The organism is Bradyrhizobium sp. UFLA05-153 (assembly GCF_054185185.1).
The window spans coordinates 44412-70948 of the sequence record NZ_JBBIAM010000035.1 but is presented as its reverse complement, the minus strand read 5'-3'; the positions used below and the strand labels follow the sequence as shown (position 1 = coordinate 70948).

25 protein-coding genes are annotated in these 26537 nt (G+C 65.1%); 14 read left to right on the top strand and 11 right to left on the bottom strand.

The window, feature by feature from the left end; all coding sequences use genetic code 11:
• Positions 1-15 precede the first annotated feature (15 nt).
• Complete coding sequence (locus Q2941_RS21800) at positions 16-858, top strand: amidohydrolase family protein (protein ID WP_458193671.1); 843 nt, start codon at positions 16-18, stop codon at positions 856-858.
• 243 nt (positions 859-1101) lie between these two features.
• Here Q2941_RS21800 and Q2941_RS21795 read toward each other — a convergent pair whose 3' ends face one another.
• From Q2941_RS21795 to Q2941_RS21780, 4 genes are all read right to left on the bottom strand, one after another.
• On the bottom strand, positions 1102-1467 hold the full coding sequence (locus Q2941_RS21795; RefSeq protein ID WP_458193670.1) for a nuclear transport factor 2 family protein: 366 nt from the start codon (positions 1465-1467) through the stop codon (positions 1102-1104).
• Positions 1468-1672: 205 nt separating this feature from the next.
• Positions 1673-2023, bottom strand: coding sequence for a RidA family protein (locus tag Q2941_RS21790; RefSeq protein WP_027521484.1), 351 nt, complete (start codon positions 2021-2023; stop codon positions 1673-1675).
• 236 nt (positions 2024-2259) lie between these two features.
• Positions 2260-3141, bottom strand: coding sequence for a CE1 family esterase (locus tag Q2941_RS21785; RefSeq protein ID WP_458193669.1), 882 nt, complete (start codon positions 3139-3141; stop codon positions 2260-2262).
• Positions 3142-3181: 40 nt separating this feature from the next.
• Positions 3182-4840, bottom strand: a complete 1659-nt coding sequence (locus Q2941_RS21780) for an FAD-binding dehydrogenase (protein ID WP_254109265.1) — start codon at positions 4838-4840, stop codon at positions 3182-3184.
• A gap of 255 nt (positions 4841-5095) precedes the next feature.
• Here Q2941_RS21780 and Q2941_RS21775 point away from each other — a divergent pair, with 255 nt between their 5' ends.
• The 5 genes from Q2941_RS21775 to Q2941_RS21755 all read left to right on the top strand — a co-directional run bounded on the left by Q2941_RS21775 (position 5096) and on the right by Q2941_RS21755 (position 9409).
• Complete coding sequence (locus Q2941_RS21775) at positions 5096-5617, top strand: Clp protease/crotonase-like domain-containing protein (protein ID WP_027521481.1); 522 nt, start codon at positions 5096-5098, stop codon at positions 5615-5617.
• Positions 5618-5806: 189 nt separating this feature from the next.
• A complete protein-coding gene (locus tag Q2941_RS21770) occupies positions 5807-5932 on the top strand; it encodes a hypothetical protein (protein ID WP_256375267.1) in 126 nt (41 codons plus the stop codon).
• A 25-nt stretch (positions 5933-5957) separates the two neighbouring features.
• The gene (locus Q2941_RS21765; protein WP_458193668.1) at positions 5958-6548 is read left to right on the top strand and encodes an SCO family protein; all 591 of its coding nucleotides are present in this window, start codon (positions 5958-5960) and stop codon (positions 6546-6548) included.
• A gap of 93 nt (positions 6549-6641) precedes the next feature.
• Positions 6642-7580: a transporter substrate-binding domain-containing protein gene (locus Q2941_RS21760; protein ID WP_027521478.1), complete on the top strand. Its 939-nt coding sequence runs from the start codon at positions 6642-6644 to the stop codon at positions 7578-7580.
• A 185-nt stretch (positions 7581-7765) separates the two neighbouring features.
• Positions 7766-9409, top strand: a complete 1644-nt coding sequence (locus Q2941_RS21755; protein WP_458193667.1) for a lysine--tRNA ligase — start codon at positions 7766-7768, stop codon at positions 9407-9409.
• Between the two features lie 212 nt (positions 9410-9621).
• On the opposite strand, the gene Q2941_RS21750 is transcribed toward Q2941_RS21755, so the two are convergent.
• The gene (locus Q2941_RS21750) at positions 9622-10272 is read right to left on the bottom strand and encodes a S24 family peptidase (RefSeq protein WP_027521476.1); all 651 of its coding nucleotides are present in this window, start codon (positions 10270-10272) and stop codon (positions 9622-9624) included.
• Positions 10273-10460: 188 nt separating this feature from the next.
• Between Q2941_RS21750 and Q2941_RS21745 the strand changes: the two genes are divergently transcribed.
• Both Q2941_RS21745 and Q2941_RS21740 read left to right on the top strand, forming a co-directional pair.
• A complete protein-coding gene (locus Q2941_RS21745) occupies positions 10461-10805 on the top strand; it encodes a DUF952 domain-containing protein (RefSeq protein ID WP_027521475.1) in 345 nt (114 codons plus the stop codon).
• Positions 10802-11899 carry a quinone-dependent dihydroorotate dehydrogenase gene (locus Q2941_RS21740; protein ID WP_027521474.1) on the top strand — a complete coding sequence of 366 codons (1098 nt, stop codon included), beginning with the start codon at positions 10802-10804 and terminating at the stop codon, positions 11897-11899. Before Q2941_RS21745 ends, Q2941_RS21740 begins: the two co-directional genes overlap by 4 nt.
• A 163-nt stretch (positions 11900-12062) precedes the next feature.
• Here the strand turns inward: Q2941_RS21740 and Q2941_RS21735 are convergent, their stop codons facing one another.
• The 5 genes from Q2941_RS21735 to Q2941_RS21715 all read right to left on the bottom strand — a co-directional run bounded on the left by Q2941_RS21735 (position 12063) and on the right by Q2941_RS21715 (position 17775).
• A complete protein-coding gene (locus Q2941_RS21735) occupies positions 12063-13388 on the bottom strand; it encodes an MATE family efflux transporter (protein ID WP_458193666.1) in 1326 nt (441 codons plus the stop codon).
• A 1-nt stretch (position 13389) separates the two neighbouring features.
• Complete coding sequence (locus tag Q2941_RS21730; RefSeq protein ID WP_458193665.1) at positions 13390-14124, bottom strand: MBL fold metallo-hydrolase; 735 nt, start codon at positions 14122-14124, stop codon at positions 13390-13392.
• A gap of 24 nt (positions 14125-14148) precedes the next feature.
• Complete coding sequence (locus Q2941_RS21725) at positions 14149-14454, bottom strand: DUF6460 domain-containing protein (RefSeq protein ID WP_027521471.1); 306 nt, start codon at positions 14452-14454, stop codon at positions 14149-14151.
• Between the two features lie 367 nt (positions 14455-14821).
• Positions 14822-16741, bottom strand: a complete 1920-nt coding sequence (locus Q2941_RS21720) for an ATP-dependent DNA ligase (protein ID WP_458193664.1) — start codon at positions 16739-16741, stop codon at positions 14822-14824.
• Positions 16738-17775 (bottom strand): ligase-associated DNA damage response exonuclease, encoded by a 1038-nt coding sequence (locus Q2941_RS21715; RefSeq protein WP_458193680.1) that lies wholly within the window; start codon positions 17773-17775, stop codon positions 16738-16740. The genes Q2941_RS21720 and Q2941_RS21715 overlap by 4 nt, the downstream gene beginning before the upstream one ends.
• A 68-nt stretch (positions 17776-17843) precedes the next feature.
• On the opposite strand from Q2941_RS21715, the gene Q2941_RS21710 reads away from it, so the two are divergent.
• The 4 genes from Q2941_RS21710 (at position 17844) to pdeM (ending at position 23706) form a co-directional block, all read left to right on the top strand.
• Positions 17844-18770: a class I SAM-dependent DNA methyltransferase gene (locus Q2941_RS21710; RefSeq protein ID WP_458193663.1), complete on the top strand. Its 927-nt coding sequence runs from the start codon at positions 17844-17846 to the stop codon at positions 18768-18770.
• Between the two features lie 118 nt (positions 18771-18888).
• Entirely contained in the window at positions 18889-20118 is a 1230-nt protein-coding gene (locus tag Q2941_RS21705) for an ABC transporter substrate-binding protein (RefSeq protein ID WP_027521467.1), read from the top strand.
• Positions 20119-20337: 219 nt separating this feature from the next.
• Positions 20338-22950, top strand: a complete 2613-nt coding sequence (locus Q2941_RS21700) for a ligase-associated DNA damage response DEXH box helicase (RefSeq protein WP_458193662.1) — start codon at positions 20338-20340, stop codon at positions 22948-22950.
• Between the two features lie 57 nt (positions 22951-23007).
• Entirely contained in the window at positions 23008-23706 is a 699-nt protein-coding gene (gene pdeM, locus Q2941_RS21695; protein WP_245287954.1) for a ligase-associated DNA damage response endonuclease PdeM, read from the top strand.
• A gap of 135 nt (positions 23707-23841) precedes the next feature.
• Here pdeM and Q2941_RS21690 read toward each other — a convergent pair whose 3' ends face one another.
• Positions 23842-24705 carry a LysR family transcriptional regulator gene (locus tag Q2941_RS21690; protein ID WP_458193679.1) on the bottom strand — a complete coding sequence of 288 codons (864 nt, stop codon included), beginning with the start codon at positions 24703-24705 and terminating at the stop codon, positions 23842-23844.
• A gap of 108 nt (positions 24706-24813) precedes the next feature.
• On the opposite strand from Q2941_RS21690, the gene Q2941_RS21685 reads away from it, so the two are divergent.
• Both Q2941_RS21685 and Q2941_RS21680 read left to right on the top strand, forming a co-directional pair.
• Positions 24814-25740 carry a DMT family transporter gene (locus tag Q2941_RS21685; RefSeq protein ID WP_027521463.1) on the top strand — a complete coding sequence of 309 codons (927 nt, stop codon included), beginning with the start codon at positions 24814-24816 and terminating at the stop codon, positions 25738-25740.
• A 12-nt stretch (positions 25741-25752) separates the two neighbouring features.
• Positions 25753-26526 (top strand): MBL fold metallo-hydrolase, encoded by a 774-nt coding sequence (locus tag Q2941_RS21680; RefSeq protein ID WP_027521462.1) that lies wholly within the window; start codon positions 25753-25755, stop codon positions 26524-26526.
• The last annotated feature ends 11 nt before the right edge of the window (positions 26527-26537 follow it).

Sequence of the window (26537 nt, the reverse complement as noted above, 5' to 3'; positions counted from 1 at the left end):
GGTGGAGGGTGAAATATGGTGATTGACGGGCATCAACATTTCTGGGACCCAGCGCGCGCCGACTATCCCTGGATGGTGGCGGCCGAACTCGCCCCGATCCGCCGCGCCTTTGGCCCCGCCGATCTGGCGCCGCTCCTGAAGCAGAACAGCATCGATGCGAGCATTTTGGTGCAGTGCCGGTCCTCGGTCGCGGAGACCGAGGAATTTCTGCGCATTGCTGCGGCGACGCCCTTCGTCGCCGGCGTTGTCGGCTGGGCCGATCTCACGGATGGCGCGCTCGATGAGACGCTCGACCGGCTGCGGGCCTCGCCGGAAGGCAAGAAGCTTGTCGGCATCCGCCACCAGGTCCATGACGAAGCCGATCCCGACTGGCTGTTGCGCGAGGACGTGCAGCGTGGCCTGATGGCGGTGTTCGCGCACGATCTCACCTACGATTTCCTGGTCCGCACCCGCGAACTTCCCGCTGCTATCGCCACCGCGCAGGCCTTTCCGCAAGCGCGTTTCGTGCTCGATCACGCCGCCAAGCCGCCGATCGCGGAAGGTTTCAGTCGCGACTGGGCCGACCGCATCGCCGCGCTCGCAGCCTGCGGCAATGTCTGGTGTAAGATCTCCGGCCTAGCGACGGAGGCCCGCTGGAACGACTGGGACGCGGAGCGCCTATTGCCCTACGTCGAGCACGTCGCCAAACGCTTCGGCGAGGATCGCCTGATCTTCGGCTCCGACTGGCCCGTGTGCCTGCTTGCAGGAAGCTACGGTGAGATCAAGGGCGCGCTCGATGAATGCCTGACGAAGCTGGGCCCACAGGTACGCAAGAAAGCATTCGGAGCGAATGCTCAGCGGGCGTATCGATTGCGCTGATGTGGCCGCGAGCACTTCCTTCCTTCTCCCCCTTGTGGGAGAAGGTGGCATAGGCGGCCTACGGCCGCCGTTCTTAAGAACGCCGATGCTTCGCATCGGCTATGTCGCCGGATGAGGGGTTGTTTCCGCAATTTCAAAAGCAAGAGGGCCGTATGCGGAGAGAGACCCCTCACCCGTCTCGCCGCTGCGCGGCGAGCCACCCACTCCCACAAGGGGAGAGGGAAAGAGAGCGTGTTCGCTCTCTCACGTGCCGGCAGGCACCTGATCCAAGAATCCCGTGATGCTCTTGATGCGGCCGTCTTTCAGTACGGCGAAATCGGTGCCCTTGATCGGGCTGTCGACGCCGTCGGGGCCGAGGCCCCAGGAAAAGCGCAGGTGCTCGCCATAGCCGTTTGGCTCGCCGATCAGCTTGAACCTGAACTCCGGAAAGCGCTGCTGCACGCCGGCGATCAGCGCATCGACGCCGTCATGGCCGTCACCGCGCATCAAGGGATCGACATAGCTCGCATCCGCCGTCCAGTTCTCGCTGAGCAGTTCGCGCCGTTTGCCCGGCGTGCGCTCGTTCCAGAGATCGATATAGCGGCGGGCGAGGGTGATGTGGTCGGTCATGGTGGCCTCCTTCGAAAAACGCCGGATGGTTCGGCTGTCCCTGACTATCGAAGGTTTGCGCGCGCCAATCGATTACCTCGGAGGTCATGCGCATGATCCGGAAAGGTGTGAAGCGGTTTTCCGACAAAATCATGCGCCAACAAAGAACTGAAGCGCGATGATATTCATCGCGCTTCAGGCGCGCGCAATTTTGTCCGGGCGACGCTTACTTCGCCGCGGTCACCATGATCTCGACGGTGTATTGCGGGGCGGCGAGCTTGGCTTCCACGGTGGCACGCGCCGGCGTGTTGCCGGGCGACACCCAGGCGTCCCACACGGCGTTCATTTCCTGAAAGGTCTTCATGTCGGTGATGTAGATCGTCGCCGACAGCAGTTTCGATTTGTCGGTGCCTGCCTTGGCAAGATGGCTGTCGATGGTCGCCAGAATGTCCTGGGTCTGCTTCGTCACGCTTTCACCGGCGGCCTTGCTGGCGACGACACCAGCGAGATAGACGGTGTTGCCGTGCACGACGACCTGGCTCATGCGCGGGCCGGATTCAAGACGTTGAATGCTCATGGGGATCTCCTGTTGGAATGGCGGCCCTGTCTAGCGCAGCGCCTTGTGCTGTGCCACCCCGGTGACGCATGCGTCGCCGGTGACGCATGCGTCGCGGCCGATGCATGCGCGGCCTAAAGCGCGATGAGATTGAAATCAATCGTCACCGCGCTTTAGGTTCTTGATCGTGCATGATCTTTTTCGGAAAACCGCTTCGCACTTTGCGCTAACGCGGCCCTTCGGGTCCGGATCATGCGCTAAGGAAAGCGGCTGAAGAACGCCCAGATCGTATCGGCGCCGTCGATGTCGCCGTTCTGCGGGCCGAGCAGGCCGTTCGCGAGCTTTGGGAAATTCGCGTCGGGGAAATGCCCGGGCATGCGATGACCGCCGCCATTGACGCGATAGAGCACGACGTCGCGCCCTTTCGGGCAGCGAGAGCCGATCTGCGTCACGGTGGACTCGTCGTGAGGATTCCTGTCGGGCAGATCGGTTGCCGTGGCATCATCAGCTTCGCAGCCATCGACACTGCGCCAGAATGCCAGCGTCTTCGTGGTCGACCAGAAACCGTTGGCCGCGAAATAGCTCGTGCCGCGGCCGCCGCCATAGGGGATCAGCGGATCGACGGTGCCGTTCATGATCAGCATCGGCAGCGGACGCGATGGATGGCAGGCGGCGGCCGATTCGTCGGTGAGGTTCATGATCACGCTCGCGGCGGCCGCGAACAGATCGGCGCGGTTGCAGGCCAGCGTCATGGTCATCGCGCCGCCATTGGAGATGCCGGTGATATAGACGCGGCGCGCGTCTGCCGTGCCGTCCTTCACGAGCTTGTCGACCAGGGCCACGATGAAAGCGATGTCGTCGGTGCCCTCGGGCGGTCCGCGGCCGGCGCGTCGTGCGTCGGGTCGCGCATCAGCCCAGGCGTTGCTCAGTCCATCAGGGAAAACCACGGCAAAGGAGTCGCGCCTGGCAATCAGCGGCCAGGATGTCCGCGTCACCATGTCGGCGCCGCGCTGCGTCTTGCCGTGCAGCACGATGACGAGCGGCGCCGGCTTGGTCGGCGCCCGCATCATGATGAACGTGCGGGTCACGCCATTGACGTCGATCGTGTCGGCCTCGGCATGTACGGCGAACAGCAGCATTGCAGCCACAACTCCAATGCCCCACCGCCACAGCACGATGTCACCCCACAGCCTTCGCCGCTGCGCGCCCGGCGTTGCGGCCCGAGAACAGGCAGCCGCCGAGGAACGTGCCTTCCAGCGAGCGGTAGCCATGCACGCCGCCGCCGCCGAAGCCGGCGGCCTCGCCCACGGCGTAAAGCCCGGGAATGACCTGGCCCTCTTGTCCGAACACGCGCGAGTCCAGATCGGTCTCGAAGCCGCCGAGCGTCTTGCGCGTCAGGATGTTGAGCTTGACCGCGATCAGCGGCCCGTGCTCGGGATCGAGGATCCGATGGGGAGCGGCGGTGCGGATCAGCTTGTCGCCGATATAGCGGCGCGCATTGTGGATATTCATGACCTGCGCGTCCTTGACGAAGGGATTGGCGATCTCACGGTCGCGCGCCTCGATCTGCATCCTGACATGGTCGAGCCTGAGGAGATCGTTGCCGGCAAGATTGTTCATGGCAGCCACGAGCTCCTCGAGCTTGTCGCGCACAATGAAGTCGACACCATGGCTCTTGAACGCTTCGACCGGCGCCGGCGCGCCCTTGTTGGTGGCGCGGCGCAAGGTCATGCGCCAGCTTTTTCCCGTGAGATCCGGATTCTGCTCGGAGCCCGAGAGCGCAAATTCCTTCTTGATGATGCTCTGGGTCAGCACGAACCAGGAATAATCATAGCCGGTCGACATGATGTATTTGAGCTGGCCGAGCGTGTCCGAGCCTGGGAAGAGCGGCGCCGGCAGGCGCGTGCCCGTGGCATCGAACCACATCGAGGAGGGACCGGGCAGGATGCGGATGCCGTGGCGCGGCCAGATTGGTGACCAGTTCTGGATGCCCTCGACATAGTGCCACATGCGGTCGCGGTTGATCAGCCGCGCGCCGACGCCTTCCGTGATGCCGATCATGCGGCCGTCGACGTGTTCGGGCACGCCGGAGATCATGAACTTCGGCGGCTCGCCCAGCCGCTTCGGCCAGTTCTGCCGCACCAGATCGTGATTGCCGCCGATGCCGCCAGAGGCAACGATCACCGCCTGCGCCTTCAACGTGAAGTCGCCGACTACCTTGCGCGAGGAGCTCTTGCCGCGCTCGACACTGTCAGGCTCGAGGATTTTTCCGCTCACGCCGTCGACCGTGCCGTTCGTGATGTTCAATGCATCGACGCGATGGCGGAACTTGAAGGTCAGCCGGCCCCTTCTGGCCGCCTCGCGTGCGCGGCGCTCGAACGGCTCGACGATGCCGGGTCCTGTGCCCCAGGTGACGTGAAAGCGTGGCACCGAATTGCCGTGCCCCATCGCGTCATAGCCGCCGCGCTCGGCCCAGCCGACCACCGGGAAGATGCGATGGCCCATCGCGCGCAGCCACGACCGCTTCTCGCCGGCCGCGAACGCCACATAGGCCTCCGCCCATTTCCTTGGCCACAAATCCTCGTCGCGGTCGAAGCCCGCGGTGCCGAGCCAGTCCTGCAATGCGAGCTCGAAGGAATCCTTGATCCCGAGCCGGCGCTGTTCCGGCGAATCGACCAGGAACAATCCGCCGAACGACCAGAACGCCTGACCGCCGATCGATTGCTCGCCCTCCTGATCGACGACGATCACGCGCTTGCCGGCATCGGCAATCTCGGTTGCAGCAACCAGCCCCGACAACCCCGCGCCGATAATGATGACGTCCGCCTGCTCAGCCATTGAGTTCCCCCTGTAGTCATCCGGATTGTCAGCCGCCGTCGCTGAGATCAAGAGGAGGGGCGCAAGAATCCGTTAACTTGTTCCACTTTGGGATTGGGCCGGCCAAGGGATCGGCGAAGTGCAGCGCGGGCGCAACACCGTATTTGAATTTGTTTTGAGCCAGCCCACGCGCCTAGACAAAACCACGGTTACGACGGACGCTGGCGCCGCATCATCACCTGACACACAGATTCGAATGGGACTGGGGCGGGGGACATGAAGTTTCTGACGGGGTTGCTCGCAGCGGTTCTCCTGTTCGCGGGCATGGGGGCCTCTCATGCGGTGGTTCGTATCGCGGACGACCGTGGCGGCCGCATCGGAACCTATGTCGACAGGTACCAGGACCTGCGGCAGTCCGGCGAGACCGTGATCATCGACGGGCTCTGCGCCTCTGCCTGCACCATCGTCCTCGGTGCCATCCCGCGAGACCGCATCTGCGTGACCTCGCATGCGACGCTCGGCTTCCATGCCGCCTGGGATTTCGGCTCCAACGGCCGCGCCGTCACCAATCCCGAAGCGACCCAGATGCTGTATGCGATGTACCCGTCGCACGTGAGGCGCTGGATCTCGCAGCGTGGCGGCCTCACCCCGCACATGATCTTCCTCAGGGGCAGGCAGCTCCAGGCGATGTACAAGCCCTGCTACATGGACGTGCAGGCCGCGCCCAGCCGGCCGTCGCGCCGGGCTCTTCCGCAAGCGGATGAGCTGGAGTCCGCCCGGGGCCAGCTGCTTCACTAATATCCATCAGAACGAGCTGATCCGGGGAGCTATTCTGGCCCGCCCGCGGCGCTTGCCCGGGCGTGGGCCAGCGCCTATTTGAAGGGCAGGGAACCGGCGCGCATCGCCCCGGTCATTGTCATGGCTCAACCACTGCAATCAGCACATCCGGTATCGGACAATTCGCCCACTGCCGGCAGGACGCCGTCCGTGCTGCTATTTGCGGGCGCAGGGCTTGGCGGTCTCGCCGTGCTCGCCACGCTGGCGCTGTGGTTCCACTACGGCACCCAGGTGTTTTTTGAAGTGATCAGGGCCGGCCTGTCCGCCTGCTTCTGATCCGTAAAATGGGATTCTCTCCACGATGAGCCGGACTGCCCGCCCGCTGGTGATCGCGACTGCCTTCGCCGCAAGCCTCGTCGTCGGTCTGCTTGTAATGTTCTGGGCTATGGGCGGCGTCAGCAAGGTGGCGCAGCCGGCCGCGATTGGCGGGCCGTTCACGCTCACCGACCAGAACGGCAAAACCGTCACCGACAAGAGCCTGAAGGGCAAGCCGACCCTGATCTTCTTCGGCTACACCCATTGCCCGGACGTCTGCCCGACCTCGCTGTTCGAGATCTCGGAGGTACTGCGCGCGATGGGCAAGGACGCCGACAAGGTGAACGCCTATTTCATCTCGGTCGATCCCGAGCGCGACACGCCGTCGACGATGAAGGACTATCTGTCGAGCTTCGATCCGCATCTGGAAGGCCTCAGCGGCGATCCCGCCGAGACCAGCAAGGTGCTGACGTCCTACCGCGTCTACGCCAAGAAGGTCCCGACCAAGGACGGCGACTACACCATGGACCACACCGCGCTGATCTATTTGATGGACCGCGATGGGAGGTTCGTCGCGCCGTTCAATATGAAGCGGCCCCCCGAAGAGGCCGCGACCGAGCTGAAGCGGTATCTCTGAGGTCTCAGATGGGCTGCAATCGGCGCTCGCGTTCCCGGCGGGATGGTCTATAAGGCCCTCCGATCTCAACGAAATCCCGCTAATCTCAAGCCGATGGCCCCATCGCAACAGGCGAAATCGCTCAAAACTGTCCGCCGCCTCCTGATCGGGATGGCGGGAGCCGGCGCCTGCCTTTTGTCGACTGCGTCCGGCGCACTTGCGCAGACCCCAGCCAAGCCAGCGCCCGGTGCTCCCCAGGCTTCCCCGCAGGTCGCGCCTCAAGCGGCTCCCCAGGCCGTGCCCGGCTTCTGGGACCCGCGCCGCCGGCCCGAACGGCCGGACCTGTCGCGCCTGACGGTGATCCGTTTCCTGACCGAGACCGACTATCCGCCGTTCAACTACACCGGCGCCGACGGCAATCCGGCCGGCTTCAACGTCGATCTCGCCCGTGCGCTCTGCGAGGAGATCAAGGTCACCTGCACGGTGCAGATGCGCCGCTTCGAGACGCTGGTCGATGCGCTCTCCTCGAACCGCGGCGATGCCATCATCGCGTCCATGGCGGTGAGCCCGCAGCTCCGTGCGCGCGCCGATTTCACCGATCCCTATTATCGCGTGCCGGCGCGCTTCGCCTCGCGCAAGGACGCGGTGATGCAGGAGATCCGTCCCGAATATCTCGAGGGCAAGAAGGTCGGCGTCATCGCGGGCTCCGCCCATGAAGCGTATCTCAAGGCGATGTTCACCGATGCCGAGCTGCACGGCTATCCCAATGACGAGGCCTTGCGCACCGCGCTCCGTCGCGGCGAGGTCGACTTCATCTTCGGCGACGCCATCTCGCTGGCGTTCTGGATCAACGGCACGGATTCCGGCGATTGCTGCGCCTTCTCCGGCGGCCCCTTCGTCGAGAGCCGCTTCTTTGGAGAGGGCGTCGGCATCGCCGTGCGCAAGGGCAACGATCTGTTGCGGCAGGCGCTGAACTGGGCGCTGTTCCGCGTCTGGGAAAAAGGCCGCTACACCGATCTGTGGCTGCGGTACTTCTCGGTGAGCCCGTTTTAGGTCAGTCGCTGCCACCTCCGCCGTCATTGCGAGGAGCGCAGCGACGAAGCAATCCAGAGTATTTCCGCGGAAAGATTCTGGATTGCTTCGCTTCGCTCGCAATGACGGTGTGTGAGGTTGTATCGCTCCACAAAATTGCATTCTGCGCGGAAATCGCTATTTTCCGCGGCCCGGAGGCCCCTTGAATGTCCGTTATTGATCCTGCCGCCAGCCCGAGCGATCTTCGTGCGCTCGCCGAACAATCCAACGCCTGGCCGTTCGAGCAGGCGAAGGCGCTTGTCGCGCGGCTGAAGAAGAGCCCGAAGGACGAGGTGCTGTTCGAGACCGGCTACGGCCCGTCCGGCCTGCCGCATATCGGCACCTTCGGCGAGGTCGCGCGCACCAGCATGGTGCGTCACGCCTTCCGCGTGCTGACCGAGGACAAGATCAAGACGCGGCTGATCGCCTTCTCCGATGACATGGACGGGTTTCGGAAAGTCCCCGACAACGTGCCCAACAGGGAGATGCTGGCGACGCATCTCGGCAAGCCGCTGACGCGGGTGCCGGATCCGTTCTCCAACGACTATCCGTCGTTCGGGCACCACAACAACGCCCGCCTGCGTGCCTTCCTCGACAGCTTTGGCTTCGATTACGAGTTCGCCAGCGCAACCGACTACTACACCTCGGGCCGGTTCGACGCGACGCTGCTGAAGATGCTCGCCGCCTACGACAAAGTGATGGCGATCATCCTGCCGACGCTCGGGCCCGACCGCCGCGCGACCTATTCGCCGTTTCTGCCCATCAGCAAGACCACGGGCGTCGTCTTGCAGGTGCCGATGATCTGCCGCGACGTCGCTGCCGGCACCGTCACTTACGTCGATCCTGATACAGGCGAAGAGGTCGAGACGCCGGTCACGGGCGGCCATGTAAAGTGCCAGTGGAAGGCCGACTGGGCGATGCGCTGGGTCGCGCTCGGCGTCGACTACGAGATGGCCGGCAAGGATCTGATCGACTCGGTGAAGCTCTCGGGCGCCATTGCGAGGACGCTCGGCGGCACGCCGCCCGAAGGCTTCAATTTCGAGCTGTTCCTCGACGAGAAGGGCCAGAAGATCTCGAAGTCGAAGGGCAACGGACTGACCATCGACGAATGGCTGCGCTATGCGCCGCCGGAATCGCTGTCGCTGTTCATGTACCGCGAGCCGAAAGCCGCGAAGCGGCTCTATTTCGATGTCATCCCGCGCAACGTCGACGACTATCAGCAGTTCCTCGACGGCTTTTCGCGGCAGGATGCCAAGCAGCAGTTCGGCAATCCCGTCTGGCACATCCATAACGGCCATCCGCCGAAGGCCGACATGCCCGTCACTTTCCAGCTTCTGCTGACGCTGGTGTCGTCGTCGAACGCGGAGAACGCCGAGACGCTGTGGGGCTTCATCGGCCGCTATCGCCCCGGCGTGAGCCCGCAGACGCATCCGAAGCTGGACGCGATGGTCGGCTACGCCATCAACTACTATCGTGACTTCGTCGCGCCGACGAAGCAGTTCCGCGAGCCCACCGATAGCGAGCGCGCCGCGTTGCAGGACCTGCGCGATGCGCTCTCGCAATTGTCGCAGGACGCCTCGGCGGAGGATATCCAGAACGTGGTCTACGAGATCGGCCGCCGCGAGCCGTTCCTCGACCAGGTCAAGAAGGGCAAGGACGGCCGTCCCGGCGTGACGCTGGACTGGTTCAACATGCTCTACCAGGTCCTGCTCGGCCAGGAGAAAGGCCCGCGCTTCGGCTCCTTCGTCGCCGTCTACGGCATCCAGAACGCCGTCAACATGATCGACGGCGCGCTGGCGAGGAGTGCGTGAGGGCGTGTAGCCAGGATGGAACGCAGCGAAATCCGGGAAGCACTATCTCCCCGATGTCGTCCTTGCGAAAGCCAGGACCCATACCGCGGAATCTATCGACTGCGTCTGGTCGCAGTCCCAAACGAGTTGTCTTCGCCAAACGACCTCCTGGGGTAATGGGTCCTGGCTTTCGCCAGGACGACATCGCGCAGTTGAGGCGCCACATCGGCCCCTCACTGGCTCGCCCACACGATCCTTGCGATCCAGGCGACATCGGCAACCGCAAGCGTGCGCTCGTTCTGCGCGCCATCGAGTGACTGCAATTCCAGCGACTTCGCCGTGCGGCGCTTCAGCGCCTTCACCAGCATCTCGCCGGCCCTCGTCTTTACCACCACGCGGTCGCCTTTGCGGATCGGCGTGCCCGGCGACACCAGGATGACGTCGCCGTCGCGATAGGGCGCGAGCGCATCGCCGGAAATCTCAAGCGCAAAGCTGTGATCGTCCTCCGCCGAGGGCAGCGCGACTTCGCTCCAGCCCTTGCCGGCGGGGAGGCCCTGCTCGTCGAAATGGCCGCTTGTCGCGGCCTGCGCGAAGCCGAGCAACGGAACCGAGCGGCCGTCGCGTACGCCATCGCCGATCAGCTGCACGAAGGTCTCGATCGACGAGCCGGCGGCCGCGAGCGCCTTGGCGATCGATTCGGTCGAGGGCCAGCGCTCCCGGCCGTCGGAGGTCACGCGCTTGGACTTGTTGAAGGTGGTGGGATCGAGCCCCGCCCGCTTGGCAAGCCCCGACGGCGACAGCCCGGCGCGCGCCGCGAGCCGATCCAGGGCGCCCCAGATCTGCTCGTGAGTCAGCATCCTCTGCGCTTTGGCCTGTCTGATCATCCTCGATCCGGCCCGCCTAGGAAAACTAGCCTCAAATGAACCGGTTTTCCGTTTTCGGTGCAAGAGGCGGCAGCCAAGTCTTGAGTTCGAAAGGTGCCGCCTTTACGGTCGCGCCCGGGTCTGGGACCCTTGGGGAGCGAAAACCCCAAGAGACTCAACGAGCAAGCGTAAGCAGGACACCGCAACAGGTGGTCAAGATCTATAAAATTTGTGCCGCTTCGGCCTGGCGGGAGGCCGAACGGCAGGGTGTGTACCGGGGCAGCGCGGATGACGCGCGCGACGGCTTCATCCATTTCTCCACCGCCGCCCAGGTTCCCGAGACCGCGCGAAAGCATTTCTTCGGGCAGCGCGCCCTGTTCCTGGTCGAGATCGACGGCGATGCGCTCGGCGACGCCCTGCGCTGGGAGCGCTCGCGCAACGACGAGCTGTTTCCGCATCTCTATGGCGAGCTCGATCTCGGTGCGGTGATCTCGATCATCAATCTCGCCATGCGCTCCGACGGCAATCACGACATTCCGGAGCTTGCACCGTGATCCGCGCGTTCGATGCTTTCTCGCTGCCTGTCTTGCGCTGGCTCGATCCGGAGGATGCGCATCGCCTGGCGATCCAGGGCCTGCGCTTCCTGCCGCCGACCAAGCCGCACGCCGATGATCCGAAACTGGCGGTGCGGGCCTTCGGCCTGAATTTTCCCAATCCGATCGGCATGGCCGCGGGCTTCGACAAGAGCGCGGAAGTGCCGGACGCACTGCTCAGGCTCGGCTTCGGCTTCGTCGAGATCGGCTCGGTGACGCCGAAACCGCAGGCCGGTAATCCGCGGCCGCGGCTGTTTCGCCTGGAGCGGGATGAAGCCGTCATCAACCGCATGGGCTTCAACAATGACGGCGCGACGATCGCGCTGCGGCGCCTTGCGGCGCGCGCTGAGAACGGCGGCATCGTCGGCGTCAATGTCGGGGCCAACAAGGATTCGCCCGATCGCGTCGCCGATTACGTCAAGCTGATCGAGACGTTTGCGCCGGTCGCGAGCTATTTCACCGTGAACGTCTCCTCGCCGAACACGCCGGGCCTGCGCAACTTGCAGGAGGGCGCGCTGCTCGACGATCTCCTTGCCCACGTGATCGACGCGCGCGAGCGCGTGCGCGAGACGGCCGGCGATACGCCGGTGCTGCTCAAGATCGCGCCGGATTTGAGCCTCGCCCAGCTCGACGACGTCGTGCAGGTCGCCCGCGCGCGGAAGGTCGACGGCATGATCGTGTCGAACACGACGATCGCGCGGCCGAGCACGCTGCGCGAGCAGATGCGCGCGAAGGAGCAGGGCGGTCTCTCCGGCCGGCCGCTGTTTCGCCTGTCGACGCGCATGGTCGCGGAGACCTATGTGCGCGTCGAGGGCGCGTTCCCGCTGATCGGCGTCGGCGGCGTGGATAGCGGCGGTGCGGCGCTGACAAAAATCCGCGCCGGCGCGAGCCTGATCCAGCTCTATTCGTCGCTTGTCTACAAGGGCCTCGGCCTTGTCGACGAGATCAAGCGCGATCTCGCCTCGACGCTGCTGCGCACCGGGCGCGACTCGCTGTCCGAGATCGTCGGCGCCGACGCCGCCACGCTCACGGCCGAGGACTGGCCGGGGATGTAGAAGGTCTCGTGCCCCGGATGCAGCGCAGCGCGCCGCTCTTCGCTGGCTTGGTGCGCTGCTGATCCGGGGCCCATAGTCGCTGGGTCCCGGCTCTGCGGAGCGGCATTATCGGACGATGCTTCGCATCGCCGGGGCATGCCGCACCGCGTCCGGGACACGATGGTCATGATTTGGCGAACGTCGCCCGAAACAGCGCCGGATAGCGCAGGCCCTGCAGCCCGCCGCGCGCGACATAGAAGCCGAGCAGCGCGGTCCACAGTCCGGCATTGCCGAACGCTTGCAGCGCCCACCACGTGCCCAGAAAAATTCCGAGCGAGGCGAGCATCAGATTGCGCATCTCGCGCGCCCAGGTCGCGCCGACATAAATGCCGTCGAAACCAAAGGCGAACACGCCGGGCAGCGGCGCCAGGATGATGAAGACGAGAAAATCGCGTGCGCTGCGGCGGACCTCCTCGCTCGCGGTCATCAGGTTGATCAGTGCCGGGCCGAACAGCGCAAAGAGCAACGCGACGACCAGCGCGAAGCCGACGCCCCAGAGCAGCACCAGCCGCGTCGAATCGGCAAAGCCGCGCGCATCGCGCGCGCCAAAAGTGCGGCCGCAGAGCTGCTGCGCGGCGTTGGCGAGGCCATCGAGGAAGAAGGCGCTGACCAGCAGGAAATTGTTCAGCACCGCATTGGCCGCGAGCGTGACATCGCCGGCCCGCGCGCCCTTGGCGGTGAAGAACAGGAACACGGTGATCAGCGCGGCGGTGCGCACCATGATGTCCGAGTTGACCGACAGCATCCGGATCAGCTTGGCGCGGTCGAACAACCGCGCGCGGGGAATGGCGAGACCACCTTTGGCGAGACGCCGCGCCACCATCGCGCTGAGCAGGAAGCCCGCGGCCTCCGCGATCACAGCGGCGATCGCCGCGCCCGCAATGCCGGTGTCGTAGACGAGCACCAGGAGCACGGTCGCCGCCACGTTGATGAGGTTGATCACGATCTGCTGGAGCAGCGCCAGATTGGCGCGGGCAAGTCCCACCAGCCAGCCGAGCACGACGTAGTTGGCGAAGGCCAGCGGCGAGGACCAGATGCGGATCGCAAAATAGGTCTTTGCCGCGCGCGTCACGCCCTCGCTGCCGCCCATCAGGCTGAACAGCACGGCGCCGAGCGGTACCTGAAGCGCGATCAGCGCGACGCCGATCAGTCCGGCCACGATGAAGCCGCGCACGAGAATTGCGCTCGTCTCCTCCGACTCGCCGGCGCCGAGCGATTGCGCAGTGAAGGCGAGCGTGCTCATGCGCAGGAAGGCGAACAGCCAGAACAGGCAGTCGAAGATCACCGACGCCATGGCGACGCCGCCGAGCAGCGCGGCGTCGTTCAGCCGCCCGATCGCGGTGGTCGAGACCACGCCGATCAGCGGCGTGGTGAGGTTCGCGACCATCGCCGGGCCTGCGATGGCGAACACCTGTCTTGTGGTGACCCTGGGATGAACCGGTGCGTGCATGTCAGAACACGAGCACCATGCCGTCCTCCGCCGCCAGATGCGGCACGTCGTCGAGACGCAACAGCACGTCGTCGCTCATATGGGTGAGGACGAGCCGCTTGGCGCCGATCTCGGGCAGATGCTGTTCCAGGGTCTTCAGGCTGAGATGGTTCTTGACCACCTTCTCGTACATGTAGGCTTCGGCGATGAAAAGGTCCGCGCCATGCGCCAGCGGAATGAGCGTCTCCGTCCATTCGGTATCAGCGCTGTAGGCGAGCACGCGGCCTTCGGCTGCGATGCGATAGCCGAGGAACGGCCCACCGGACTCGCCATGCACGACCGGATAGGGCGTCACCGTCACGCCACCGAAGCTGCGGCTCTCGCCGGGCGAGAGCGCGACGACGGAAAGCTCGAAGCGCTGCTTGGTCTTCGATGAGTGCTCGAACAGCGCCTCCATCACCTGCGCGAGCCGCATCTCGATGCCTTGCGGGCCGGCAATCACCAGCGGTCGCGTCCGCCTGGAGAACTGCGCGTCGAGCAGAAAGAACGGCAGGCCGGCAAAATGATCGCCGTGGAAATGCGTGATCAGGATCAGGTCGATTTCGTCGCGATCGATCTCGAGCCGCTTCAAGGCCGGCAGCGAGGAGGCACCGCAATCGATCAGGAAATTGACCTGCCTCCCCGTGACGTGAAAGCAGGTGTTGGCCCTGCCGCCCGAGCCGAACGCATCGCCGCAGCCGACAAAGCGCAATTGCATCGGCTGCGCACTCCTTCTCCCAATCTACCGGCCGCGCGGCGCGCCGAACAGGCGCGACAGAAACCACACTGGGATCACGATGACAGCGCCGAGCAGGAAGTAGCGCCACAGCCAGTTGACCGCGTCGAAGCCGAGGTCCCACAGCCGCTGGAACAGGAGGCGAATGCTGTGGATGATATTCCAGGGATCGAAACCGATCGCAGCGAGCACGACGCCGACCAGGATCGAGAGCAGGATCAGGCGGAATGCGACCGCCAGCGGCGAGCCACCGAGAAAGCGGTTCAGGCCATCACTGTGGCCGGCCGGCAAATCTCTGACGTCGTTGGCCATTCAAAAAAACTCCTCAGCGGATTCGATCCCCATTATAGGGCACGGCGAGGCAGATGGGGAACCCGCATCCGGCCGTCAATCGGCTTACGGGATTTTAATTCGGCAAGCGGAGTACGCCTTGGTTGCAGGATGATCGTGTCGCAGGCTCGGTGCAACCTCTCCCGCTTGCGGGAGAGGCGCAGGCCGCCACCGGCGGCCGTTCCTCTTAAAAGAACGCCGATGCAAAGCCTCGGCTATGGCGGAGCGCCGGGTGAGGGCTCTCGCCTCTGGGAATCCCAATGCGGAGACACCCTCACCCCAACCCTCTCCCGCAAGCGGGAGAGGGGGCGCACCGCCGCCCTGGCCGCAATCCAGCCTCATTGCGCTTTCACGCCTCAATCTCCGCCACCTCCGCCTTCAGCATCTTTTCCAGCGTCTCCAGCCGGTCCGCCTCGCGTGGCGGCTTGTCCCAGCGCAGGCGGCTGATGCGGGGAAAGCGCATGGCGACGCCGGATTTGTGCCGCGGCGAGCGCTGCAATCCTTCGAAGGCGACCTCGAGCACCAGCCCCTTGTCGGGCTCGTGCACAACATGGCGCACGGGGCCGAATTTTTCCGTGGTGTTGCGGCGGACGAAGCGGTCGATCTCGAGCAGCTCCTCGTCGGTGAAGCCGAAATAGGCCTTGCCGACCGGCACCAGCTCGTCGCCACCTTCGCCGCCGGTCCAGACGCCAAAGGTGTAGTCGGAATAATAGGACGAGCGCTTGCCATGGCCGCGCTGCGCATACATCAGCACGGCATCGATGATGTGCGGGTCGCGCTTCCATTTCCACCATTGCCCCTTCGGCCGCCCCGGCAAATAGGGTGCATCGCGCCGCTTCAGCATGACGCCTTCGACGGCCTCGGCATCCTCGCCGGCGCCGGCACTTGCGGGATCGGCGCGCGCGGCGGTGAGTGCGTCCCAGCTATCGAAGGGCACGGTCGGTGAAAGGTCGATGCGGGAATCGCCCAGCTTCTTGATGAAGGTTTCGAGATGCTGGCGCCGCTCGGCAAAGGGCAGCTCGCGCAGATCGTTCTCGTCGTCGCCGAGCAGATCATAGGCGCGCAGGTGGATCGGAAAATCCTTGATCAGCTTTGGCGAGACTACCTTGCGGTTGAGGCGCTGCTGGAGAACGTTGAAGCTCTGCACGCGACTGTTGCGCACGACGAGCAGCTCGCCGTCGATCGCGCCGGGCAGGTGCAGCGAGGGCACGAGGTCCGGAAAGCTCCCCGTGATGTCCTCGCCGGTGCGCGAATAGAGCCGCGCCGTGATGTGGCCGCGATCGTTGCGGCCCGCCACCGCCTGCACGCGGATGCCGTCCCATTTCCACTCGGCAACGTAGTCGGCGGGATCAAGGCTTTGGAAATCTGAGTCCTCGATCGCATGCGCGAGCATGACGGGACGGAACGGCGCGGGGTCGCGGTTGACGGGCTTTTCCGCGCGGCCCTCGAGCCAGGCGAACAAGTCGAGATAGGGCGGGACGAGGCCGGGCCAGATCAGCTCGATCTCATGCGGATCCTTGTCGCCGAGTGCGGCCGCCGCGGTTTTTGCCAGGCGTGCGGAGACGCCGATGCGAAGCGCGCCAGTGACGAGTTTGAGCAGCGCCCAGCGGCCGGTCTCGTCGAGCTCGTCGAGCCAGCGCGCAAGCTGGCCCGGCAGCTCGGTCTTGCCGAGCGTGCGCAGCGTGGTGACGACGTCGGTGAGGGTTGGGGGTGGTGGGTGGTTGTGGTTGCGTGGGCGGAGATGGTGGCTGTCATCTCCCCCGGGGCACCCCCCTCCCTGTCCCTCCCCCGTAAGGGGGGAGGGAGCGGTGGAAGCTTTGCCTGCATCACGTGACGATACGTCGACAACCGTAACGGTTTCGCTCACCACTGCTTCAGACTTGTTGTTCGACGAGTCGCTCTCACGTCGCCCCGCGTCGCGCTGCACTCCCTCCCCCCTTGCGGGGGAGGGTGGGGGAGGGGGGTAGCCCAGGAAAGACTGGCCGTCGTTGACGACGCCCTTCGGCCACATCAGCGCAACTGTTTCCGAGAGATCGCCAACGTAATCATACGACAACCCGAACAACACCGGATCGGTACGCGCCGCAATCAGGTCGCGGATCAGCCCAGGCTTGGCGTGCTTGAAGCTCAGCGCGCCGGTCAGCGCCGCCAGCGCATAGCCGCGGTCGGGATCGCCGACCTCGCGAAAATAGCCGGTGATCAGCCGCAGCTTGTTGTTGCGGCCGGGCTCGTAGGCGAGACGGTCCAACAGTTGGGCGAAGCGGTTCATGCCTCGGCCTCGCTTGCGAGCTGCGTCTCGCTCTCCTCCTCGTCGCCATAGCCGACGAGATCCAGCGGCTGCGCGGCCAAGCCCTTGGTTTTGCACCAATGCACCAGCGCGTCTTCCTGGCCGTGGGTGACCCAGATTTCGCCGGCGCCGGTCGCAGCAATGGTCGCCGTGAGGCCGTCCCAATCGGCATGGTCGGAAATCACCAGCGGCAATTCCACGCCGCCCTGCCGCGCTCGCGCGCGCACCCGCATCCAGCCCGAAGCAAATGCCGTGACCGGATCGGGAAACCGCCGCGTCCAGATATCGGAGGTGGGGGAGGGCGGTGCCAGCGTAATGGTGCCGGCGAGATCGGTCTTCTTCGTGCCCTTCACCGGGCGTAGCTCGCCGAGCGCGATGCCGCGGCTCTGGTAATAGTGCGTGATCGTCTCCATCGCGCCATGCAGATAGATCGGCGTGTCGTATCCGGCCGCGCGCAGCAGTGCGATGACGCGCTGCGCCTTGCCGAGCGAATAGGCGCCGACGAGATGCGCGCGCTCCGGAAACAGCTCCACGGAGGTGAGCAGCTTCTTCACCTCGTCCGCCGCATCGCCGTGGCGAAATACCGGCAGGCCGAATGTCGCCTCGGTGATGAAGACATCGCAGGGCACGAGTTCGAACGGCGCGCAGGTCGGGTCCGGCGCGTCCTTGTAGTCGCCGGAGGCGACGATACAGGTGTCCTTACAGGTCACCGCGATCTGCGCCGAGCCCAGCACGTGGCCCGCGGGGTGAAACTTCACCTTGACGTCGCCGAGCCGGATCTCCTCGCCATAGCGGATCGCCTGCGTCGTGCCGGCAAAGTTCTCGCCATAGCGCAGGCGCATCATGTCCAGCGTCTCCTGCGTCGCCAGCACGGCGCCGTGGCCGGCACGCGCATGGTCGGAATGGCCGTGGGTGATCACGGCGCGCTCGACCGGGCGGACAGGATCGATATGGAAGCCGCCCGGCTTGCAGCACAGGCCGGCAGCAGATGGCAACAGGATGTCTTGCGGGCGCATTTCTGTCATATAGGCTGCACGCCCGTTTCATTCGAGTCATTGGCCCGCGTCGTCTTCTGGTTCCAAAAATGCCCCTGCGTCTGTTCCTGTCCTCCGGCGATCTGATGGCCGACCGCCGTTTCGAGTTCGCGCGCGACCTGCAGCTGAAGGGCGATTTGCCGGCCGCAGCTGACCTGCTGGAGCAGGCGATCGAGCTCGCGCCGAACTTCACATCGGCCTGGTTCACGCTCGGCGAAATCTTTCAGCAGCTCGGCGAGCGCGACAAGGCGACCGCGGCGTTTCGCAAGGCGCGCGACTCTGATCCTGAGGACCAGCATGGCGCCGGCCTGCATCTGATGCGGCTCGGCGAGGCACAGATGGCGGAGATGCCGAAAGCCTATGTGCAGGCGCTGTTCGATCAATACGCGCCGCGCTTCGAGCATGCATTGATCAACGATCTCGGCTATCGCGCCCCCGCGCTGATCTTCAAGGCGGTGCTGGCCGCGCGCGTCGCCGCGAAGAAGCCGGCCTACTTCAAGTGCGCGATCGATCTCGGCTGCGGCACGGGGCTCGCGGCCAGTGCCTTCGCAAAGCAGGTCGACCATTTCATCGGCATTGATCTTTCGCCCGGCATGATCAAGGAGGCGCGCGCCACCGGCCTCTATGCCGAGCTGGAAGTCGCCGACATGATCGACGGCCTGCGCAGCAAGCCGGACGCGAGCGCGAGTCTGGTCGTGGCTGCGGATGCGTTCGTGTATCTGTCCGATCTCGCGCCGGTGTTGATGGAAGCAACGCGCGTGCTCGCAGCCGGCGGTACGCTCGCCTTCACGCTCGAGACGCATGACGGCAGCGGCGTCGTCCTGGGCGAGGGGCTGCGCTATGCCCATGCGGCGGAATATGTGCAGGCTGCGATCGCGAATGCCGGCCTCAAGCTGCTAACACTGGCGCCGGCCTCGCCGCGAAACGAGAACAACGAGCCGGTGCGCGGCCTCGTCATCGTTGCCGAGAAAACTTGAGTCTAGGCGCTGGGGCTGCGGCAAATTGAGCGTCATTGCGCCGCAAAAGCGCAGCCTTGCCACTTGCGATGCGTGCCTTGATGTCCGCACAATGCGCAGCATCAGGGAGACAACGCCAATGACAAAAAATCCATCGCGGCGCGATTTCAGCGCCGGTGCATTTGCCACAATCGCAGCCTCGACCTTGCCGGCGCCCTACGTTTGGGCTGCGGAGAAGAAATATGATGCGGGCGCGAGCGACACCGAGATCAAGATCGGTCAGACCGTGCCGCATTCCGGCCCCGGCTCGCTCTATGGCGTGCTGGGTCGTGTCGGCGAAGCCTATTTCCAGATGCTGAACGAGAAGGGCGGCATCAACGGGCGCAAGGTCAAATTCCTCACCATGGACGATGCCTACAGTGCGCCGAAATGCGTCGAGGCGACGCGGCGCCTCGTCGAGCAGGAGGAGGTGCTGGCGCTCTATGGCTCGCTCGGTACCGCGCCGCAGACCGCTGTTCATAAATATCTGAATTCCAAGGGCGTGCCGCAGCTCCTGCTCAATACCGGCGCGTCCAAGTGGAACAACCCGAAGGAATTCAAATGGACGATGGCGGGCCTGCCGCTCTATCCGACCGAAGCGCGCATTCTCGCCAAGCACGTCATCAGCGTGAAGCCGAATGCCAGGATCGGCATCCTCTACCAGAACGATGATTTCGGCCGCGACTTCCTCGGGCCCTTCAAGAAGGTGCTTGCGGATGCCGGCGGCACCGCGCAGGTGATTTTGGAGCAGACCTACGACCTGACCGATCCGACCATCGATTCCCAACTCATCAATCTCTCCAAGTCGGGCGCCGACGTCTTCTACAACATCTCCACCGGCAAGGCGTCGTCGCAGTCGATCCGGAAAGCGGCCGAACTCGGCTGGAAGCCGCTGCAATTGCTCTCGGCGGGCTCGACCGGCAAATCCATCCTCGGCGCCGCCGGCTTCGAGAACGCATCCGGCATCGTCGCGATCCGCTATTCCAAGGACGCCGGCCCCGGCCCCTGGGAGAATGACAAGGACGTGATCGCGTTCGACACGTTACGCAAGAATTATCTGCCAAACGTCGATCCCGACAACACCATCGCCTATGCCGGTTACGGCCAGGCGGTGAGCATGGGCGAGATCCTGCGCCGCTGCGGCGACGAGCTCACGCGCGAAAATGTGCTGAAGCAGGCCGCGAACCTCAAGGGCTTCCATTCGCCGTTCTTCCTCGACGGCGTCGACTACAGCTACACGCCCGACGACTACACGCCGATGAAGACACTGTTCATCTCGACCTTCAACGGCAAGGACTGGCAGGTCTCCGACAAGCCCGTGACGGAGTAGCGGGCGCGCGCTGACGCCGCCTCTCCCTCTCCCCGTTCTTACGGGGAGAGGGTCGGGGTGAGGGGCTGCATCCGCATTCACGGTGATAGATGGACTCGTGGAAGCTCCCCCTCACCCGGAATTCAAGCTGTGCTTGAATTCCGGCCTCTCCCCGCGAGCGGGGCGAGGCGACGGACCCACCCCTCGACGAACCCGTCCCCACGGCTTACCTCTATCGCCGTGCCGCCCCGTATCCTCACCGCCTCGGCCGAGCCGGCCGCACCGTTGCCCGACCGCTTCCAGACATGGTTCGCGGCCCGCGGCTGGTCGCCGCGCGCGCATCAATTGGCGCTCTTGGAAAAGGCCCGCGAGGGTCGCTCCGCGCTGCTGATCGCACCAACCGGCGCCGGCAAGACGCTGGCGGGATTTCTGCCGACGCTGGTCGAACTCTCTTCTCCCTCCCCCCTTGAGGCTCGGGGAGGGGGGTGGCCCCGGGCATCGCTGCGTGCCGACGACAAACACAAGCTCATCTCCACCGGCCGGGCCGTTCAGCGCTGCGGCGGTTTGCACACCCTCTACATCTCCCCGCTGAAAGCGCTCGCCGTCGACATCGCGCGCAACCTTGAGCGGCCGATTGCCGAGATGGGACTGCCGATCAAGGTCGAGACCCGCACGGGTGACACGCCGGTGTCGCGGCGGCAGCGCCAGCGCCGCTATCCGCCGGACATCCTTCTCACGACGCCAGAGCAGCTCGCATTGCTGCTGTCCTCCGACGATGCGCCGTTCCTGTTCTCATCGCTCAAGCGCGTGGTGCTCGACGAGTTGCATGCGCTCGTCACCTCCAAGCGCGGCGACCTGCTGTCGCTCGGGCTTGCGCGGCTGTGGCGGCTTGCGCCGGAGATGCGCATGATCGGCCTGTCGGCGACGGTGGCCGAGCCGGACTCGCTGGCGCGATTCCTCATGCCGCAGCCGGCCGGAAAGGCTGCCGCCGCCGCTGATATCGTCATGGCCGGCGGCGCGGCCGCGCCGATCGTCGAGATGCTAGATACGAGCGAGCGCCTGCCCTGGGCCGGCCACACTGCGCGCCACGCGCTGGCCGAGGTCTACGAGCTGATCAAGGCGAACAAGACCACGCTGGTCTTCGTCAACACCCGCAGCCAGGCCGAGATGCTGTTCCAGGATCTCTGGCGCATGAACGACGACGGACTTGCGATCGCGCTGCATCACGGCTCGCTAGACGTCGCGCAGCGCCGCAAGGTCGAGGACGCGATGTCGGCGGGCAGACTGCGCGGCGTGGTCTGCACCTCGTCGCTGGATCTCGGCGTCGACTGGGGCGACGTCGATCTCGTCATCAATATCGGCGCGCCAAAAGGCTGCTCGCGCCTGATGCAGCGCATCGGCCGCGCCAATCACCGCCTCGATGAAGCCTCGCGCGCGGTGCTGGTGCCGGCCAACCGGTTCGAGGTGCTGGAGTGCCGCGCCGCGATCGATGCGATCGCGGAGAATGCGCAGGATACGCCGCCCTTGCGCATCGGTGCCCTCGACGTGCTGGCGCAGCACGTGCTCGGCCGCGCCTGCGGTGAGCCGTTCTTCTCGGGCGAACTCTATGACGAGGTGCGCACGGCGGCGCCATACGCCGATCTGTCGCGGCAGGATTTCGACGACGTCGTCGATTTCGTCGCCACCGGCGGCTACGCGCTGAAAACCTATGAACGCTTCGCGCGCATCAAGCAGGACAAGCAGGGACGTTGGCGCGTCGCCAATCCAAAAGTGCGGCAGAGCTATCGCCTCAATGTCGGCACCATCGTCGAGGAGCCGATGCTGAAAGTCCGGCTGGTGCGCTCGCGCTCCACAGGGACCGGCTCGACCGGCGCGATTGCGCGCGGCGGCCGCGTGCTCGGCGAGATCGAGGAATATTTCATCGAGGGCCTTAGCCCCGGCGACACCTTCGTGTTCGGCGGCGAGGTGGTGCGCTATGAGGCGCTGGCCGAGGACCAGGTCTACGTCTCCCGCGCCCATGACGCCGATCCCAAGGTGCCGTCCTATATGGGCGGCAAGTTTCCGCTGTCGACTTATCTGGCCGAGCGCGTGCGCCGGCTGCTGGATGACAAGCGCGCGTGGGGTGCCCTGCCGGAGCAGGTGCGCGACTGGCTGTCATTGCAAAAGGATGTTTCGCGCGTGCCCGCGGTGCGCGAGCTCCTGGTCGAAACTTTTCCGCGCGGCAACAAGCACTATCTCATCTGCTATCCCTTCGAGGGGCGGCTCGCGCACCAGACGCTCGGCATGCTGCTCACGCGCCGGCTGGAGCGCGCCCGCGCCCGGCCGCTCGGCTTCGTCGCCAATGAATATGCGGTCGCGATCTGGGGGCTGGATGATGCCTCCTTCATGATCCGCAATGGCCAGCTCGATCTCAACGCGTTGTTCGATCCTGATATGCTCGGCGACGACCTCGAGGCCTGGCTCGCCGAATCCGCGCTGATGAAGCGGATGTTCCGCAACTGCGCGCTGATATCCGGCCTGATCGAGCGCCGTTTCACGGATGAAGACAAGAGCCGCCGGCAGGTGTTGTTCTCGACCGATCTCGTCTACGACGTCCTGCGCAAGCACCAGGCCGATCACATGCTGCTGCGCGCCGCGCGCGCCGATGCCGCGACCGGCCTGCTCGACCTGCGCCGGCTCGGGGACATGCTCGCGCGCATCCACGGTCACATCACGCACCGGGAACTCGACCACGTCTCCCCGCTCGCCGTCCCCGTGATGCTGGAAATCGGCCGCGAGTCAGTTTATGGCGAAGCTGCAGACGAGCTGCTGGCGGAGGCCGCCGACGAGCTCGTCAAAGAGGCGATGTCGTAGACTGTCCGCAGAATGAATCCTTGGGGCGCAATTCCTGCCAAGTCGTCAAGCCCGGCCTTGACCGAGCAGGCGGCCATTTCGATCACGTCGACGCGCACGCTGGACGTCGCCGGCGCATCGTTCCATGCCGATCTCTCCGGCGCGCTGTTCTGGGACGAGCAGCGCCTGCTCGTCGTTTCCGACCTGCATCTGGAAAAAGGCTCGAGCTTCGCTGCGCGCGGCGTGCTGCTGCCGCCTTATGACACGGTCGCCACGCTCAGTCGTCTTGCGGCCGTGATCGCGCGGCACGATCCGCGGATCGTGATCGCGCTCGGCGACAGTTTTCATGATCGCAGCGCCCATGAGCGGCTGTCGATTGAGGATCGCGACGCCATGACCTCGCTCCAGAGCGGCCGCGACTGGATCTGGATTTCAGGCAATCACGACCCGGCGCTGCCGCGCGATCTCGGTGGCACCGTCGCCGACGAAGTCGCGATCGGCCCGATCATTTTCCGTCACGAGCCGACCGGCGCGTGCGGCGAGATCGCCGGCCATCTCCATCCCAAGGCGCGCGTTACCGCACGCGGCCGCTCCATGGAGCGGCGCTGCTTCGCCTCCGACGGAATGCGCGCCGTGATGCCGGCCTTCGGCGCCTATGCCGGCGGTCTCAGCATCCGCGACGCGGCGTTCGCAAAAGTCTTTGGCGAGCGACACTTCACCGCGCATCTCCTCGGCGACAATCGCGTGCACGCGATTGCAGCGTCGCGGTGTTGTTGAGGACCGCACTTCGTAGGGTGGGTTAGCGAAGCGTAACCCACCTCTTTCGCATCCGGGGAGACAGCGGTGGGTTACGCCGTGCGGACTGCGCTCCGCGCAGCCGCGGGGCCAACCCACCCGACGAATCCCGCAGTATCACGCCGCCTTCGCCTGCACCGTATCGCAGAACTCCGCCAAGCGATCCGCAAGCCGCAGCGTCGCGGGGCTCGCGCCCGGGGAGGCCATCAGCGCGACCTCCGTCTCGTTGATTGGCGCAAAGCCGTCCTTCGCTGTCAGTACGCGGTGATCGGACTGGATCGCCATCTCCGACAAGATGCTGAGGCCCATGCCGGCGGCAACCGCCGCCTGGATGCCGGCGAGGCTCGATGACGTATAGGCCATGTGCCAGGGCCGGCCGGCGCTTTCCAGCGCGTGGATGGCGCCGGCGCGGTAGAGGCAGCCGAGCGGAAAACCGATCAGCGGGACCGACGAAACGTGGGCTTGAACCGGATGGCTCTTGCTGGTGACCCAATGCACCCGCTCGGGCCACACCGCGATTGCGCCCTTCTCGCCCGCCTCGCGCTTGAACAGCGCCAGATCAAGCTCGCCGCGTTCGAGGTCGCGGGACAGGTTCCTGCTCTGGTCGGCACGCACATCCAGCCGCAGGCCCGGATGCGAGCGCGAGAACGTGCCGAGCAGTTTCGCTAAGCGATAGGCGGCGAAATCCTCGGGGATGCCGAGCCGGATTGCGCCTTCGCTGCCCGGCTGGCTGAGCACGTCACGCGCCTCCTCGGCGAGCGACAACAGGCGGCGCGCGTAGGACAAAAGCCGCTCGCCGGCCTCCGTCGGGCGCACGTCCTTGCCGTCACGGTGCAGCAGCACCTGGCCGACATCCTCCTCCAGCCGCTTGATCTGCTGGCTGACCGTCGATTGCGTGCGATGGACGCGTTCGCTGGCGCGGGTGAAGCCGCCGGCATCCACCACGGACACGAAGCTGCGGAGGAGCTCCAGATCGAGCATATCAGCCTCCATTTATAAATCCACTGGACGGCAGTTAATCATTTAATTTCCAAATGACAAGGGGCGTCCCTAGATCAAGGGTCCAAGAAAACTGCCAAGAGAATTCGCATGTCCCTCGCGCCCTCGATCGCCGTTCCCCGCGCCCGTTTCAATCCGCTCCCGCTTTACATCTGCCTGTTCTGCCTGCTTTGGAGCTTTGCCTTCGTCGCCGGCAAGATCGGCGTCACCGACTGCCCGCCGCTGACCCTGCTCGCGGCGCGTTTCTCGCTCGCCGGCATTTTGATCTTCGCCATCTCTGCATTTCGTCGCGACGCGTGGGACATGACTTGGCGTGATGCTGCGATGTTCGCGGTGCTCGGCATCGCCAACAACGCGCTCTATCTCGGGCTCGGCTATACCGGCCTGCAATGGGTCTCCGCGGGCCTCGGTGGTCTGATCGTGTCGGCCAACCCGGTATTCACGGCGGCGCTCGCCGCGCTGCTGCTCGGCGAGGGCATGACCTGGCGCAAGGCGAGCGGCCTCCTGCTCGGCGTCGTTGGGGTCACCTTCATCGTCTGGCATCGCCTCGCGGTCGGCACCGACAGCCTGCACGGAATCATGTTCACGCTGGCCTCGCTCGCCTCCATCGTCGCCGGCACCATCCTGTTCAAGCTGTTCGCGCCGAAGGGCAGCTTGTGGATCGGCAACGGCATCCAGAACATGGCGGCCGGCATCGTGCTCACGCCGATCGCGCTGACGTTCGCTGATGTCCACGCCATCCAGTACACGCCCGGCCTCCTCGGCGCCTTCGCCTTCCTGGTGCTCGGCGGCTCGATCCTCGCTTATCTGCTCTGGTTCCATCTCCTCAAAGTGTGTGGCGCGACCGCGGCCAGTGCCTATCATTTCCTGATGCCGCCGCTCGGCATGCTGTTCGCGTTCCTCGTGTTGGGGGAGCATGTCGAGGCGCGCGATCTCTTCGGGATCCTTCCGGTGGCGATCGGCATTTATCTCGTGACGCGTCCCGCCCAAACCCTCGCAACCAGGTCCGCCGCGTAACAGGAGCCCGTCATGCCCATTTCCATCACGCTGATCGGCGGCCCGACCGCGCTGATCGAGATCGACGGCTTCCGGCTCCTCACCGATCCGACCTTCGATGGTCCGGGCGCCTATCAGCTGCCGCATGTGAAGCTGGAGAAGACGATCGGGCCAGCGTTGAAAGCCGACGCGATCGGCCCGGTCGATGCCGTGCTGCTCAGCCATGACCAGCATTCGGACAATCTCGACAATTCCGGCCGCGAGCTTCTCTTCAAGGTGAAACGCGTGCTGACGACGGAAGCGGGCGCAAGACGGCTCGGCGGTCACGTCGAAGGACTTGCGCCATGGGACACGACGCAGGTCAGGGATCGCGACGGCAACACGCTGACGATTACCGCAACGCCCGCGCGCCACGGTCCGGCCGGCATCGAGCCACTGTCGGGCGATGTCATCGGCTTCGTCGTGTCCTCCAGCAACAAGGACAGCCGCGCGATCTATATCAGCGGAGACACCACCTGGTTCGACGGTGTTGCGGAAGTAGCGCGCCGCTTCGATTGCGGCGTGGTGCTGCCCTTTGCCGGCGCTGCGCAGACGCGCGGGCCGTTCCATCTCACCATGGACACCAACGACACCATCGAGACCGCGCGCGCCTTTCCCGATGCGGTGATCGTGCCCGTCCATACCGAAGGCTGGGCGCATTTCCGCCAGAACGGCGAGGACCTGCGCAAGACCTTCGACGTCCTCGGCTTCGGCCCGCGCCTGCGCCTGCTCGAGCCCGGCGTACCTACGGTGATCGAGGCGCCCTAAACAGACTCCGC

What these genes read in the sequence shown, in the direction of transcription:
- Q2941_RS21730 (WP_458193665.1), bottom strand. Translation starts at nt 14,124, where the DNA reads ATGCAATTGCGCTTTGTCGGCTGCGGCGATGCGTTCGGCTCGGGCGGC.
- Q2941_RS21765 (WP_458193668.1), top strand. Translation starts at nt 5,958, where the DNA reads ATGAGCCGGACTGCCCGCCCGCTGGTGATCGCGACTGCCTTCGCCGCA.
- Q2941_RS21710 (WP_458193663.1), top strand. Translation starts at nt 17,844, where the DNA reads ATGCCCCTGCGTCTGTTCCTGTCCTCCGGCGATCTGATGGCCGACCGC.
- Q2941_RS21800 (WP_458193671.1), top strand. Translation starts at nt 16, where the DNA reads ATGGTGATTGACGGGCATCAACATTTCTGGGACCCAGCGCGCGCCGAC.
- Q2941_RS21750 (WP_027521476.1), bottom strand. Translation starts at nt 10,272, where the DNA reads ATGATCAGACAGGCCAAAGCGCAGAGGATGCTGACTCACGAGCAGATC.
- Q2941_RS21780 (WP_254109265.1), bottom strand. Translation starts at nt 4,840, where the DNA reads ATGGCTGAGCAGGCGGACGTCATCATTATCGGCGCGGGGTTGTCGGGG.
- Q2941_RS21775 (WP_027521481.1), top strand. Translation starts at nt 5,096, where the DNA reads ATGAAGTTTCTGACGGGGTTGCTCGCAGCGGTTCTCCTGTTCGCGGGC.
- Q2941_RS21755 (WP_458193667.1), top strand. Translation starts at nt 7,766, where the DNA reads ATGTCCGTTATTGATCCTGCCGCCAGCCCGAGCGATCTTCGTGCGCTC.
- Q2941_RS21725 (WP_027521471.1), bottom strand. Translation starts at nt 14,454, where the DNA reads ATGGCCAACGACGTCAGAGATTTGCCGGCCGGCCACAGTGATGGCCTG.
- Q2941_RS21795 (WP_458193670.1), bottom strand. Translation starts at nt 1,467, where the DNA reads ATGACCGACCACATCACCCTCGCCCGCCGCTATATCGATCTCTGGAAC.
- Q2941_RS21705 (WP_027521467.1), top strand. Translation starts at nt 18,889, where the DNA reads ATGACAAAAAATCCATCGCGGCGCGATTTCAGCGCCGGTGCATTTGCC.
- Q2941_RS21715 (WP_458193680.1), bottom strand. Translation starts at nt 17,775, where the DNA reads ATGCGCCCGCAAGACATCCTGTTGCCATCTGCTGCCGGCCTGTGCTGC.
- Q2941_RS21690 (WP_458193679.1), bottom strand. Translation starts at nt 24,705, where the DNA reads ATGCTCGATCTGGAGCTCCTCCGCAGCTTCGTGTCCGTGGTGGATGCC.
- Q2941_RS21735 (WP_458193666.1), bottom strand. Translation starts at nt 13,388, where the DNA reads ATGCACGCACCGGTTCATCCCAGGGTCACCACAAGACAGGTGTTCGCC.
- Q2941_RS21680 (WP_027521462.1), top strand. Translation starts at nt 25,753, where the DNA reads ATGCCCATTTCCATCACGCTGATCGGCGGCCCGACCGCGCTGATCGAG.
- Q2941_RS21685 (WP_027521463.1), top strand. Translation starts at nt 24,814, where the DNA reads ATGTCCCTCGCGCCCTCGATCGCCGTTCCCCGCGCCCGTTTCAATCCG.
- Q2941_RS21720 (WP_458193664.1), bottom strand. Translation starts at nt 16,741, where the DNA reads ATGAACCGCTTCGCCCAACTGTTGGACCGTCTCGCCTACGAGCCCGGC.
- Q2941_RS21760 (WP_027521478.1), top strand. Translation starts at nt 6,642, where the DNA reads ATGGCCCCATCGCAACAGGCGAAATCGCTCAAAACTGTCCGCCGCCTC.
- Q2941_RS21790 (WP_027521484.1), bottom strand. Translation starts at nt 2,023, where the DNA reads ATGAGCATTCAACGTCTTGAATCCGGCCCGCGCATGAGCCAGGTCGTC.
- Q2941_RS21785 (WP_458193669.1), bottom strand. Translation starts at nt 3,141, where the DNA reads ATGCTGCTGTTCGCCGTACATGCCGAGGCCGACACGATCGACGTCAAT.